This is a genomic window from Janthinobacterium sp. BHSEK (assembly GCF_056174685.1).
On record NZ_JBWBYV010000057.1, the window covers coordinates 39,430 to 53,460 of the forward strand.

The 14,031-nt window shown below is 59.4% G+C and carries 8 protein-coding genes and 1 rRNA gene; 1 reads left to right on the forward strand and 8 read right to left on the reverse strand.

Features of this window, described 5'->3' with window-relative positions:
• Positions 1–37: 37 nt before the first annotated feature.
• The 7 genes from AC0V2Y_RS19335 to puuE all read right to left on the reverse strand — a co-directional run bounded on the left by AC0V2Y_RS19335 (position 38) and on the right by puuE (position 13,084).
• Positions 38–3,454, reverse strand: a complete 3,417-nt coding sequence (locus AC0V2Y_RS19335; protein ID WP_475414090.1) for a TonB-dependent receptor — start codon at positions 3,452–3,454, stop codon at positions 38–40.
• Positions 3,455–4,247: 793 nt separating this feature from the next.
• Complete coding sequence (locus tag AC0V2Y_RS19340) at positions 4,248–5,750, reverse strand: adenosine deaminase family protein (protein ID WP_475414091.1); 1,503 nt, start codon at positions 5,748–5,750, stop codon at positions 4,248–4,250.
• Between the two features lie 43 nt (positions 5,751–5,793).
• Positions 5,794–7,110 (reverse strand): guanine deaminase, encoded by a 1,317-nt coding sequence (guaD, locus tag AC0V2Y_RS19345; protein WP_475414092.1) that lies wholly within the window; start codon positions 7,108–7,110, stop codon positions 5,794–5,796.
• Between the two features lie 9 nt (positions 7,111–7,119).
• Complete coding sequence (xdhC, locus tag AC0V2Y_RS19350; protein WP_475414093.1) at positions 7,120–8,199, reverse strand: xanthine dehydrogenase accessory protein XdhC; 1,080 nt, start codon at positions 8,197–8,199, stop codon at positions 7,120–7,122.
• Positions 8,200–8,208: 9 nt separating this feature from the next.
• The gene (xdhB, locus tag AC0V2Y_RS19355) at positions 8,209–10,554 is read right to left on the reverse strand and encodes a xanthine dehydrogenase molybdopterin binding subunit (RefSeq protein WP_475414094.1); all 2,346 of its coding nucleotides are present in this window, start codon (positions 10,552–10,554) and stop codon (positions 8,209–8,211) included.
• Between the two features lie 10 nt (positions 10,555–10,564).
• Complete coding sequence (gene xdhA / locus AC0V2Y_RS19360) at positions 10,565–12,031, reverse strand: xanthine dehydrogenase small subunit (RefSeq protein ID WP_475414095.1); 1,467 nt, start codon at positions 12,029–12,031, stop codon at positions 10,565–10,567.
• A 99-nt stretch (positions 12,032–12,130) separates the two neighbouring features.
• Entirely contained in the window at positions 12,131–13,084 is a 954-nt protein-coding gene (gene puuE / locus AC0V2Y_RS19365) for an allantoinase PuuE (protein ID WP_475414096.1), read from the reverse strand.
• Between the two features lie 120 nt (positions 13,085–13,204).
• Between puuE and uraH the strand changes: the two genes are divergently transcribed.
• Positions 13,205–13,558 carry a hydroxyisourate hydrolase gene (gene uraH, locus AC0V2Y_RS19370; protein WP_086145089.1) on the forward strand — a complete coding sequence of 118 codons (354 nt, stop codon included), beginning with the start codon at positions 13,205–13,207 and terminating at the stop codon, positions 13,556–13,558.
• A gap of 248 nt (positions 13,559–13,806) precedes the next feature.
• On the opposite strand, the gene rrf is transcribed toward uraH, so the two are convergent.
• Positions 13,807–13,919 (reverse strand): 5S ribosomal RNA (gene rrf, locus AC0V2Y_RS19375).
• Positions 13,920–14,031 lie beyond the last annotated feature (112 nt).

Genomic DNA, 14,031 nt, shown 5'->3' on the forward strand with positions numbered 1-14,031 from the left:
GTTTTTTATCTTGCCAAACTACGAGGCAACTACGACATTAAAATTCGTACTTGATCGTTGCTTGCAGCGCCCATTGCGATTCGCCTTTGGCTTGGCGCGTTTCCAGGTCTTCCACGACAGGGCGGGTGTTGTAGACGTACTTGCCGTTTTCCATACCCACGTAGTCGACGAAGCTGCGTACCTGACCGCCGGCCGACTGGAAAGCCACTTCATTGATGCGGCCCCATTTACGGTTGATCATGTTGCCAACGTTCAAGATATCGAAAGTAAAGATACCCTTGTGGCCCTTGAAGAGGCCTGGTACTTCCTGGCTCAGACGCACATCGAAGCTGTTGGTCCATGGTGCAAAGCTTTCATTACGGCCAATCACGCCGCCCTTGGCTTTACGCAGGTCGCCATTCGCGTTGACGACCTTCCAGAACGCCGCCTCATTGGCAGCCTTTGCCGCCGCCGTGGCGCCGGCAAACACCACATCGCCCGAACCTGGCGCGCTAGGAATGTACATCAAGTCATTGCCGGCCAGACCGTCACCGTTCAAGTCATTGTTGATGGTCCAGCTGTATGGCTTGCCGCTACGGCCTTCATAGAACAGACCGAAGGTGGTCTTGTATTCGCCGAAGAAGCGTTTTTGCCAGTTGACGTTTGCCGTGAAGCGGTCCTTGACCATGTAGTTCGAGTTCGACGCGACATTCTCGTTCGGATTGAAGACAGCACGGCCACCCCAGTTCGAGCTCGAGGTCGAAGACGTCAGCGGCGACACTTCCGTGGCATCGCTGTACGTGTACGACGAACCCCACGACAGGCCTTCGCGCAGCGGGCTACGCAGCGACAGGGTCAGCACGTTCGATGCGCCCTTGTCGGTATTCGTGGCCATCAGGACTTGACCGAACGCAGCATTGCTGCCCGCCTTGGTCAAGGCGCTGCAAGATGCGCCACCTTTCAAGCTACCCGAAGCATTCCAGCACGTGGCGTCATAAGCATTCTTGCCATAGTACAGAGGACGGCCATCGCTACCAGTTGCCGTTGGCGCACCCAGGTTCAGCTCCTGGTAGTAGATCGAGTTCTTGGTTTGCAGACGCAGGTATTCGGCACCTACGATCAGGCCCATCCATGGCAATTCATGTTCGAATGCCAGGTTGGCTTTCCACACCGAAGGTTGCGCCAAATCAGTGCTCAGCAAGTCCACTTTCATCGCCGGGATCACAGGACCCAGATTGGTAGGCTGCTTGGTTGGATCTGGATTGAAGAAGCCAGGCGTATCCAGGCAAGTACCGGCCGAAGACGAGCAGGTGTAGTTTTGCGTGGCCATGCCGGTGTTCTGGTATGGATTGCCCAGCCAGACACTGGCTGCCGCGCCCTGGAACAGGCCGAAGCCGCCGCGCACTTGCGTCGGACGTGCCGAGTCAAACTTGTAGTTGAAGCCGACGCGTGGCTGGTACAGGTTTTCACCGTCGATGGTACGCGTATTATCCACACCGAAACCGCCCGTTTGACGACCAAACTGGCTGGTACGTGCGACCGTTGGCAGCGCCGCGGTCGGATTGTAGATGGGCTTTTCGCCGATGCGGGTACCATCGATGCGCAAGCCCGCGCTGATGGTCAGCTGCTTGCTGACGTCCCAGGTATCTTGCACGAACAAACCGATGTTTTTCAGCGAGAACGTTGCAGTGGCGTCTGCCAGCGTGCGGCCCGGCTGCGGTACCTGATAGCTGTACGAGCTTGGTCGGCCCAGGCGGAAGTTTTCCAGTACGGCGGCCTGGATCTGCGCCGCGGTCGTGGCCTTGTTGCCGCAATCGATAGCACCGAACGAATACGTCACCTTGGTGCTGCTGTTGATACAGCCAAAGGTGTAGTTACCGTTAACGTTTTGCAAGAATGCATTGTAGACATCGTTCTTGCTGTAGTCCGTGCCGAACTTGACTTCGTGATCGCCCAGCGCCCAGGTACCGGCCGCATAGAAATCTTTGGTCTTGGTGCCCAGCACGTTCATCTGACGGCTTTGTTCCGTACCGAAGTTCAGGAAGCGGTTACCGGTAGCCAAGCTGGCTGGCGCGCCATCCGGTAGCGCACCCGAGAACTGCAAGCCCATGGATGGCAGGTAAGCATTGTTTTTCGGCACGCTATCATACTTGCGCGACGATACCTTGACCTCTGTCGAGAACGTCGGCGTCCACTCGGACGTCCATTGGCCAACCAGCGTTTCCAGGTTCTTTTCCTGGTTATACCAGTAAGAACTCAGCGACAGGCCGGTCGGCGAGAAACCCGTGTAGATAGGTTCAGCTTGCTCGGTCTTGGCGTAACGCAACATGATGCGTTGGGTATCGGTCAAGTTCCAGTCCAGTTTCAGCAGCTTTTCCTTGGCCGTGAATGCCGAACCGTCAGGGATCGCCAGGCTGCCGATAGGGATGCCATACTTGTCCTTGGCGATGGCGATGGCGCCATCGATGGCCGATTGGGTGATCGCTACGTTGGTCTGTGCACTGCCGACCGGACCGAAGGCCGGGGCGCCGCGCGAGCTCTTGGTTTCTTCGTAGTTAGCAAACAAGAACAGTTTGTCTTCGATCAGCGGGCCGCCCAGGGTGATGCCCTTGGTGGTGTCCTTCGATTTTGGCGGTGCGTAGTACGCGCCCGTCGTATCGTTATAGCGGTCGCCAGCGGTGCTGTCATTGCGGAACACGTAGTAAACGCTGCCCTTGACCTTGTTGGTGCCGGATTTGGTCACGGCGTTGATGTTGGCGCCCGTGTAGCCTTTTTGCGTCACGTCATAGTTGGCGACGTTCACTTGCACCGACTGGATCGCTTCGATCGAGATCGGTTGCTTGCCGGTAGCCGTACCGGAAGCTTCCAGACCGAAGGTGTCATTCACGGCCACGCCGTCGATCGTCATCGAGTTGTAGCGCGAGTTCTGGCCAGCGACGGAAATTTCACCGCGCTCCTTGTCCGTTTGCGACAGGCGCGGGTCGGCGCGGGCGTAATCCTGCAAGCTGCGCGAAATCGATGCCTGGGTTGCCAGTTCTGTCGGGCTGATATTGGTGCCGGCGCCCATGTTGTTACGGTTAAATACCTGATTGCGGATGGCATTCGTGCTGACTTTCACCACTTGCATCTGCGCACCCAGGGTCGCATCGACGCTGGCCGTTTCAGCCAGTTGGATGAAGACGCCTTCGCGTTTTTCCACTTCGCCATTCTTGGTGATGGTGATCGTGTAGGGACCGCCTGCGCGCAAGCCACGTGCAACATAACGGCCTTCGGCATCGGTGGTCACGTTGCTGACGGAGCCAGATTCAACGTGAACGATATTGACCTGCGCGCCAGCTGCAGGCTTGCCGTCATTGGCAGAGATACGTCCGCTGATGGCCGACGTAGTGTTCTGTGCGAACGATGGTGCCGCCGCCAGTGCAATAGACAGGCTGAACGCGATTTGCGTTAGCCGAAGTCGCTTGTGATTGATCATCTTTAACCCCAGAAAAGACTATTATTTTTGAACATCCTGGATTGCCCCACCGTCCGGCTGCGCCGCACAGCAACACAAACACAAGATCTCCTCTTTACGATGCTGCAACTGTTACGCCGGCTGGACTGGCTGCGGTCCTGACAAGACCATCACAAACGCCTCTCCACACATCACAGCCCCTGGCAATTCAAGCAATAACGACGGAAAACGAGGTCTCCTGGCCGTACAACACAGCGCGCTAGCATCTGTGTCATTCACCCGACATGCTGAGCCGGCCAACATGGCAAGCCGCGAGTGTAATTGTTAAATATTTCAAGACTGTGACACGGCGGAAAAATACAGAGGAATGTCGTCATTTAGCTGCGCGACTGTTTGTTTCACTCTGCATCTCACCTTTATTTACTGCAAATACCCAGCTTCATACGATATCGCCCAGATGAATTGTGACTTTTTAATATCACCTTCATCCCACTATGCATCATCAAAAAATGGATGACAAATACGATTTTTTTTACATATTTATATATTTAAAATATAAATAGCATAGGGTAAGGAGCGAGATTGATATCGTGCTGACAGCGTTCGGGCTTATGGCGCGAGATTATAAATGAGCAATATGTACTTGAAATTGATTCATCCAGGAAATTGGATAAAGTCGCGTATCTGCCGTCAATTGTGTCGCATGGCCGCCACAACATTAACAAAAAAACATTGCGGGTATTGGAGGGGGAAAATGGAAAACGGCCGGAAGATCCGGCCGCTCTGAAAGTATCAGTTGCGAAGGTCGCGCAACTTACGGTTTGCTGCTCTTGCCGGCCTTGTCGGCCGCGGCAATTTGCGCTTCAAAACGGGTAAAACGGGCATCGAGCGCTTTCAGCAAACGCTGCTTGTCCGCCTCCGCCAGGAAGGAATAACGCAAGCTGTTATACGACAGCTTTTTGATTTCCGCATAATCGGTCTTGTACTGGCTGGCAAACAGCACGTACTCGTTCGACAAGGTGTTGCGCGATACGCCGGCATCGTCGGTGGAAATCACGAAGGGCACGCCGTACTTGCGGTACAGGGTAATCGGATGGGCCTGGCCCTTGATGCCGAGGATGTAATCATTGCTGGTCAGGTTCACTTCCACGGGAATATTGCGTTCGCGCATCTTCTGCATGGTCCCCAGCGCATTATTTTCGTAAGCGATATCCATGCCGTGGCCGATGCGGTTGGCGCCGGCCACGTCGACGGCTTCGGCGATATGGAAAGCCATGCCTTCCGGCGGCACCATGCCCAGCGCCAGTTCACCGGCGTGCAGGGCGATCTTGACGTTCGGATATTTCGTCTTGAGGAACTTGAACATTTCCATGTGCAGGCTGTAGTCGCGCATCGACACATTCACGCTTTCCTGGCCCACGATATTCACGCCCACCACCAGCGGATTCAGGCTGGCCGCCTTGAAGGCCGCCACCATCGAAGAGAACACCTGTGATGGCGACAGGAAGCGCAGCACATACGCCTGGTAGCGCATGGTGAAGTTGGCATCGTCGATGCCGGCGCTGCTGGCGTTCACATTGTCGTTATAGGCAGTGATGCTCTTCTGGAAGCTGGCGTCCTGCTCCAGGCTGGCTGTCCACTTGGCCAGCAGCGCTTGCAACGCTGCCGGCGGCAAGCCCGGTGCCAGCACTTGCTGGTCGAACTGGGTGTTTTGCACGAAGGGCGACAGTTCGAAAATCGTCTCGATGTAGCTGAGGTTTTCCGCGATGGCGCGTTGCTTCAGGGTTTTCAGGCCATCCGCCGTATTCGTCGATGCCACGGGACCGAAGTAGCCGAAGGTATCAAAGAAGGTACGGTCCGGTGGCGTCTGGACGGCGCCGTGGTTATAGAAATCCTTGGTCGACCAGCGCTGCAGCAACTCCACATACAGGCCCGCGTCGGCAAACACTTCCGTGGACGACAGGCAGCTGCGCTGTCCGGCCGGCTTGGCGCGCTCGGCCGCCACGACGTCCTTGTTGCTTTCGATGCGGTAGGTCGTCTTGTTGACGCAATAGTTTTCCTTGTCGACCCAGTCGAGAAATTGCTCGGCGTAAATGGCGCCCGAATAATGGTGATGCAGATCACCGCCCTTGGGCATCATGGAAAAGAACAGGCTCAACTCGGCTGTCTTCGGCTGTGCACCGGCAAGCAGGGTGGCAAAATGCCGCGCCGTGGCCGCTTCGTTGGAAGACGGAGTGGCCACGGCCTTGGCGGCTTGCGCCGTTCCGGTCAATGCCAGCGCGGCGCCAAGCGCCAGGCCAGTGAGTTTCTTGTGCATTCGCGTTCTCGCTCAGGATAATTCGTGTTGAACAACGGGTAGGTCAGCCCTGCCCCCGCACATGCACGCATTGCCCGCCTGAATAGGTGGCGGCCACAGCGCGGTCGTCGCCCAGCAGCGCGAAGGCAAACAGCAATTCCTCCAGGCTTTGACAGCCAGCCGTGCGGCGTTCGAGCAGCGGCGTCGATTGCTTGTCGAGCACGATGAAGTCCGCTTCCGTGCCGGCAGTGAAATTGCCCAGGGTGCCTTCCAGCTGCATGGCGCGCGCGGCGCCCAGGGTCGCCAGGTAAAACATGCGCAAGGCGGGCAGATAGCTGCCTTTCAAGCGTGCTACTTTATAGGCTTCGTTCATTGTTTGCAACATCGAGAACGAGGTGCCGCCACCCACATCGGTGGCCAGCGACAGCAGCACTTTCGCCGCATCGGCCCGCTCGAAATCGAACAGGCCGCTGCCCAGGAACAGGTTTGATGTAGGACAAATGGCGGCTGCCGAAGACGTTTCCGCCATGCGCGCGCGGTCGCGCTCGTCGAGCCAGATGCAGTGGCCGAACATGGCACGTGGGCGCAGCATGCCGTACTGGTCATACACATCGAGGTAGCTGCGCGCCTGCGGGTGCAGTTCGCGCACCCAGCGGCATTCATCCTCGTTTTCCGACACGTGGGTCTGCAAGTACGTATCTGGATAAGCGCGCGCCAGCTCGCCCGCCAGATGCATCTGTTCATTCGTGGACGTCGGCACGAAACGGGGCGTGATCGCGTACAGCGAGCGGCCGCGCTTGTGCCAGCGGCGGATCAGCTCCTCGCTGTCGCGCGCGCCGGACTCGGCCGTGTCGCGCAGGAACTCGGGGCAGTTGCGGTCCATCAAGACCTTGCCCGCCACCATGCGCAAGCCGCGCGCCTCGCTGGCGCCAAAAAAGGCATCGACCGATTGCGGATGCACGCTGCCATACACCATGGCCGTCGTGGTGCCGCAGCGCAGCAGTTCATCGAGAAAGAACTCGGCGACATCGCGCGCATGCTCTGGGTTCTCAAACGCGCGTTCGGTAGGAAAAGTATACGTCTCCAGCCACGGCAGCAAACCGGGCGCGGGCGAGGCGATCATTTCCGTCTGCGGAAAATGCACATGCGTGTCGATAAAGCCGGGTACGATCAGCTTGCCCCGGTAATCGACGATCTGCGTGACCGGCGGCAATATCGCTTGCAGCTGCGCGTAATCACCGGCTGCCACCACCTTGCCATCGGCCACGATCAGCAAGCCATCCGCATGCCAGGCGTGCGCCTCTTCGCTGAAAGCAGGATCGGCGTGGAAGTGCAGCAAGCTGGCACGGTAAGCTTGCAAAGTGGCAGGAACAATCGGCATGACTTCTTTCTATAAAAGATGATTGACCGCGCGCTGCTTGCGGCGCGGTGGCGCGCTGGCAGACGCCAGCCGCAGCGGTGCGGCCAGGGCGGCAGCGGCCGCTTCCTCCCACACCATGAGTAATTGACAGGCAACGGAGGCGGCGATCACGGCCGGTGCCTTGTTGCGGATGCCGGGCATGCCGATCGGACACACCATGGCCGCAATGCGCTCGTCCGGCACGCCACGCGCCTGCAGCCGGTGCTCGAACTGCTTGCGCTTGGTGTGCGAACCGATCAGCCCGAACCAGCCCGCATCCTCGCGCGCCATGATGGCTTGCGTCAAGCGTTGATCCAGCGCATGGCTATGCGTCATGACCAGATAGCTGCCGCCTGGCGGCGCCATGGCGACGAATTCTTCGGGCGTGTCGGTGGCGGCGATGCGCACATTAGCTGGCAACCCCGCCGGCAATGCTGCGAGAAACATGTCTTCGCGTTCATCGACCCAGGTGACATTGCAGGGCAAGTGGGCCAGCGCGCGCACGATGGCCGCGCCCACGTGGCCAGCGCCGAACAGGGTCAGATGGGCGCGCGGCGCCAGGCAGGGATCGACCAGCCAGCGCCGCCCGTCACTCCCCTGCACGACATGGGTTGCGCGCTCGCGTGAAAACGTGTCGGGCGCCTGGCCTGGCGTGCCGGCGATCAAGCGACCGTCAGCATCGAACAGCGCAGAGGCGGGTTCGCCATCGAGCGCCGTCAGGCGCCAGCTATCCTGCTGGCGGCGCTCGCGCAAGGCAGACAATACATCGTTCAAGCTGGCATCGACAGGTTCAAAGGCAAGATAAACAACACCTCCGCAGCATTGGCCCAGGCTGGGGCCCAGCGCAAAACGTTCGAACCGCGCGCGGGTGTCGCCCGTGGTCAGCATGGTCTTGGCGATTTCCACGGCGCGCAATTCCAGGTGGCCGCCGCCGATGGTGTCCACTTGGCCTTCGAGGGTGACGCGCATCTTCGCGCCCCCCTCGCGCGGCCCGGAACCTTCCACCAGGGCCACCGTCACCAGCACGGATGCCCGCGTGTCGTTCTCGATTGCCGTCAGCCAGTCGCTCATCTTCTGCTCCTATGCGCCGGCATGCGCCGCTTGGACGGCCATGACCGCCTTGAGAATTTCCTCGCTGGTGGCCGGTGCATTCAGCGGTGGCTGCACGGCGTGATGGCCCACGCTGGAAATGGCGTCGCGGATGGCAAAGAACACGGAAAACGGCAACAGCAGCGGCGGCTCGCCCACGGCTTTGGAACGGTGGATGCTGTCTTCCACATTGCTGTTCTGGAACAGTTTCACACGGAAATCTTCCGGACAATCGGAAATGCCGGGAATCTTGTACGTCGACGGCGCATGCGTCATCAGCTTGCCTGCCCCATTCCACCACAGCTGCTCCGTCGTCAGCCAGCCCATGCCCTGGATAAACGCGCCTTCCACTTGACCCAGATCAATCGCGGGATTCAATGACTGGCCCGCGTCGTACAAGGCATCGGCGCGCAGCAGTTTCCATTCGCCCGTCAAGGTATCGACCACCACTTCGGCCACGGCCGCGCCATACGCGTAGTAGGAAAACGGATGGCCCGTCATCGTCTTCGCATCCCACGACAGCCCGGGCGTGGCATAGAAACCGTCCGACCACAGTTGTACGCGGGCCAGGTACGCCTTCTGCACCAGCTCGGCAAACGGCACGACGTGACCATTGACGTGGATATGCTTGTCGAAGAAGCGCACGCCAGCGGATTCGCCGCCGTACAGTTTGACCGCGTAATCGGCCAGGCGTTCACGGATCTGGCGTGCCGCGTCCTGCGCCGCCTTGCCGTTCAAGTCGGCGCCGGTGGACGCCGCCGTGGCCGACGTGTTCGCCACCTTGCTGGTGTCGGTAGCCGTGGCGCGTACGCATTCGAGGTCCAGTCCCAGCTCGTGCGCCACTACCTGCATGACCTTGGTATTGATGCCCTGCCCCATTTCCGTGCCGCCATGGTTGACCAGCACGGAGCCATCCACGTACACGTGCACGAGGGCGCCGGCCTGGTTCAGATGCGTGACGTTGAAGGCGATGCCGAATTTCAAGGGCGTGAATGCCAGCCCCTTTTTCAGGACAGGACTGGCCTCATTAAAGGCGTCGATAGCGCGGCGGCGCGCCCGGTAATCGCTGCTCTCTTCCAGTTCCGCGACGAGTTCATGGATCACGTTGTCGACGATTTTTTGCCCGTACGGCGTGACGTTGCGCCCTTCCGCATCGTTACGGCCATAGAAGTTGAGCAGGCGGATATCGAGCGCATCGCGTTGCAAATGGCGGGCGATTTCATCGATCACGTACTCGATGGCAATAGCGCCCTGCGGCCCGCCGAAGCCCCGGAAAGCCGTGTTCGACTGCGTATTCGTCTTGCCGCAGGCGGCGCGAATGTCCACATCGGACAAATAATAGGTGTTATCGAAGTGGCAAACGGCGCGCGTGGCGACGGGACCGGACAGGTCGGCCGAATACCCTGCGCGCGTGGTCATGTCGACCTTGGCGGCAAGGATACGGCCATCATCGTCGTAGCCCACTTCGTACTCATAGTAAAAACAGTGGCGCTTGCCCGTCACCAGCATGTCGTCGTCGCGGTCGGCGCGCAGTTTCACGGGACGCTTCAGTTTGGCCGCCGCGATCGACGCGGCCGCCGCCCACAGGGCCGACTGCGATTCCTTGCCGCCGAAACCTCCCCCCATGCGCCGGCATTCGACCGTGATGTTGTGCGAATGCACGCCCAGCGCATGCGCTACCACGTGCTGCATCTCACTCGGATGCTGGGTAGAACACAGCACCAGCATGCCCTGCGCTTCTTTCGGGATGGCGTAGGAAATCTGTCCTTCCAGATAAAACTGTTCCTGACCGCCCACATACAGCTGGCCCTTGACCACATGCGGCGCGCCCTCGAATGCGGCTTGGTAATTCCCGCGCGTCAGCTGCATGGGCGGCAGCACATACGATTGCGCCGCCTTGGCCGCCTGCGGCGTCATGATCGCGGGCAACTCGTCATAGGACACTTGCGCCAGGCGGGCGGCGCGGCGCGCATGGTCGTGCGTATCGGCCACCACAATAAAGATGGGCTGGCCCACGTATTGCACCAGATCAAAAGCCAGGATGGGATCGTCGTGGATGATGGGGCCGCAATCATTGGTGCCGGGAATGTCCTGCGCCGTATAGACGGCGACGACACCCTGCGCATCGCGCACGGCGGAGATATCCATGGCCGTGATGCGCGCGTGCGGCTTTTGCGACAGGCCCAGCGCCGCGTGCAAGGTGCCCTGCAGTTCGGCAATATCGTCCGTGTACGTGGCTTGCCCCAGCACATGCAGTTGCGCCGATTCATGGGGGCTGGGCTTGCCCACGGCGGCCCAGGCGGCCGCTTGCAGTTCGGGCGTGGCAGGATAATTCATGCTGGTCCTTTCAGGCGCGGCAAGCGTAGGCGTTGAGGGACGTCGGGGGCAATGGCGCTCCAGGACGGGTTTCCAGCCAGAAGCGGCGCAACAGGTTTTGCGCCGTCGTCATGCGGTAGGTGTTCGACGCACGCATGTCCGACATGGGAACGTAATCGTCAGCCAGCAGGCGCATGGCAATGAGCAGATTGTCTTCCGTCCACGCCTGCCCCCGCAGAAACGCTTCCGTCTGCGCGGCGCGCTGCGGCGTGGCCGCCATGCCGCCAAAGGCGATGCGCGCATCCACGATGCGCTCGCCGTCGAGCTGGAAGGCGAACGCGGCGCACACGGCCGAGATATCCTGGTCGAAGCGTTTCGCCAGTTTATACGTGCGGAAATGCACGCCGGCACGGGGCAAGGGCACGCGCACGGCTTCGACGAATTCGCCCGGTTGCATATCTTTCTTTTGATAGCCCAAATAGAACTGCTCCAGCGGCATGATCCGCTGTCCAGCCGGGCCGCGCAGCACGATATCGCTGCCCAGCGCAATCAGCCACGGCATCGAGTCGCCGATGGGGGAACCATTCGCCACATTGCCGCCCAGAGTACCCGCGTTGCGGATCGGCAAGGAAGCAAAACGCTGCCACAGTTCCGACAATTCGTCCGGATAATGCCGGCACAGCGCCGCATACGCATCGTTCAGGCTGGCGCCGGCGCCAATCTGCAGCTGGCCGTCAACGATGCCGATGGTTTTCAGCGCGGCCACATTGCCCAGATAAATGATGTCGCCCAGGTCGCGCAGTTGCTTGGTGACCCACAAGCCCACGTCCGTGGAACCGGCCAGCAGGCAGGCCCGCGGTTTTCCCGCGCGCAACGCCACCAGTTCATCGATGGTACGCGGCGCGTGGAAGTGCTGGCCGCCATGTTCATAGGTACTCACGCTGACGCGCTGCAGCGCCTGCAATTGCTGCGCCAAGGCATCGCGGTCAAACGTGACGTGCGGCAACTCCCCCATGCGCCTGGCGGCGTCGATGATGGGCCGGTAACCGGTGCAGCGGCACAGATTGCCCGACAGCGTATCGTCGATTTCGCAGCGCGTGGGCGTGGCGCCACTTTTCTCCAGATACATGCCCCACAAGGACATGACGAAGCCGGGCGTGCAAAAACCGCACTGGGAACCGTGGCACTCGACCATCGCCTGCTGCACCGGATGCAAGGCGCCATCAGGCTGCTGCAAGTCTTCCACGGAAAACAGGGCCTTGCCATCGAGCGTGGGCGTCAGCTGAATGCAGGCGTTGACGGCTTTCATCTCGACCTGGCCATCCACCAGGCTGCCGATGACGACGGTGCAGGCGCCGCAATCGCCCTCGGCGCAGCCCTCCTTGGTGCCCGTGCAATGCAAATCCTCGCGCAGGTGCTGCAACACAGTCTGCGTAGGGGCGGCGTTGCGTACTTCCTGTACGGCACCACGGTAGTAAAAGCGGATCGGTTCTGACATGCTGGCCTCGGTATAGTCCCAGTATAGGAGATTAACACCGGCATATGGGACAACTATATGCAAAGACTGATTTTACTTATCATCCAATAACAATATGCATCAGATAGTGCAGGGATGCGTCGCATGCCAGTGTTCTGCGATATCGATGCGGCGCGTGATCCAGACCTGCTCATGGCGCTGTATATAGTCGAGGAAGCGCGCCAGCGCCGCGGCCCGTCCCGGCCGCCCCACCAGGCGGCAATGCAGGCCGATGGACAGCATCTTCGGCTGGTTCAAGCCGTTCGGATCGCCTTCCGCGTACAGCACGTCGAAGGCATCCTTCAGGTAATCGAAAAACTGCGTGCCCGAATTAAAGCCCTGCATGGCGGCAAAGCGCATATCGTTCGTATCCAGGGTGTAGGGCACGATCAGCTGCGGCTGCATGGCCGGCATGCCGGCCGCGTCCGTGTACGCCACCTTTTCCCAGAATGGCAGGTCATCGCCGTAATAATCGGCGTCGTAGCGGAAGCCGCCATGCTCGACCACCAGTTTGCGCGTATTCGGAGAGTCGCGCCCCGTGTACCAGCCTTGCGGGGAGGAACCCGTCAATTCGCGGATGATCTGCACGGCTACACGCATGTGTTCGCGCTCCGTCGCTTCATCCATGTTTTGGTAGGAAATCCAGCGCAAGCCGTGGCAGGCGATTTCATGCCCCAGTTGCTGGAACGCAGCCACCGCTTCCGGATTGCGTTTCAAGGCCATCGATACGCCAAACACCGTCAATGGCAGGCGCCGCTCCTCGAACATGCGCAGCAAACGCCAGAGTCCGGCACGCGAACCGTATTCATAAATCGACTCCATGCTCAGGTGGCGCGCAGGAAAAGCGGCCGCACCGATCATTTCCGATAAAAACGTTTCCGAAGCGGGATCGCCATGCAGCACGCTGTTTTCCGCCCCTTCCTCGTAATTGAGAACGAATTGCAGGGCGATGCGGGCCTGGCCCGGCCATTGCGGATGCGGTGGCGTGCGGCCATAGCCGATCAAGTCGCGCGGATAATTTTCATAAGTGCTCATGCGGTGGCTCGCCTATAGGAGACAATGTTGGTTATACGCCCAATCATATAGCCAGGTGCTGACGCAGGTATATGATTTGCACGATAAGCACATTCACTCACCCTATATACAGGATAGCAAATGGGAAAACTCAGCACGCATGTACTCGATATCGCCCACGGCAGGCCGGGAGCCGGCGTCAAGGTGGCCCTATTTTCGGTCGCGCCGGAAGGTAAAGTGTTATTGAAGATGGATATAACCAATAGCGACGGCCGCTGCAGTTCCCCCTTGCTGGAAGGAGACAGCATGAAAGCGGGCCAGTATGAGCTGGTATTCAATGCCGGCGATTATTTCGCCGCCCAAGGCGTGGAATTGCCCTCGCCCCGCTTCATCGATCTGGTGACGCTGTCCTTCGGCATTGCACATACGGATGAGAACTACCACGTGCCGCTGGTGGTGTCGCCGTGGTCATACTCGACCTATCGCGGTAGCTGATCTCCCACCATACCAACAATGTTGTCGGATTACGCGCTGCGCGCTAATCCGACCTACCCGACCTACCCGGTTTGGTCGATATCGGCCGGTGTCGGCCGGCGTAGGTCGGATCAGGGGTAGGCCGGCGCAGGTCGGCGTAGGTCGGCTTAGCGCAGCGTAAGCCGACAGCACCAGCGGCGCATCCAACCGCCAGACGAAAAAAAACCCCACCGGAATCCGGTGGGGTTTTTCTCTACTGCGAATAACAAGCCTGACGATAACCTACTTTCACACTGGTTGCAGCACTATCATCGGCGCAAAGTTGTTTCACGGTCCTGTTCGGGATGGGAAGGGGTGGGACCAACTTGCTATGGTCATCAGGCATAACTTGTACCGGCATTTGTCCTCAGTGGAGCGACAAAGCCATGAATCTGGAAGAAGCGGATTATTTAGAATTTTGGGTAATGATTGCGATCAACAACTTCGCAACATGT

Excerpts from the sequence above, each read along its gene's own strand:
- AC0V2Y_RS19335 (WP_475414090.1), bottom strand. The coding sequence starts at position 3,454 with ATGATCAATCACAAGCGACTTCGGCTAACGCAAATCGCGTTCAGCCTG.
- AC0V2Y_RS19340 (WP_475414091.1), bottom strand. The coding sequence starts at position 5,750 with ATGCACAAGAAACTCACTGGCCTGGCGCTTGGCGCCGCGCTGGCATTG.
- guaD (WP_475414092.1), bottom strand. The coding sequence starts at position 7,110 with ATGCCGATTGTTCCTGCCACTTTGCAAGCTTACCGTGCCAGCTTGCTG.
- xdhC (WP_475414093.1), bottom strand. The coding sequence starts at position 8,199 with ATGAGCGACTGGCTGACGGCAATCGAGAACGACACGCGGGCATCCGTG.
- xdhB (WP_475414094.1), bottom strand. The coding sequence starts at position 10,554 with ATGAATTATCCTGCCACGCCCGAACTGCAAGCGGCCGCCTGGGCCGCC.
- xdhA (WP_475414095.1), bottom strand. The coding sequence starts at position 12,031 with ATGTCAGAACCGATCCGCTTTTACTACCGTGGTGCCGTACAGGAAGTA.
- puuE (WP_475414096.1), bottom strand. The coding sequence starts at position 13,084 with ATGAGCACTTATGAAAATTATCCGCGCGACTTGATCGGCTATGGCCGC.
- uraH (WP_086145089.1), top strand. The coding sequence starts at position 13,205 with ATGGGAAAACTCAGCACGCATGTACTCGATATCGCCCACGGCAGGCCG.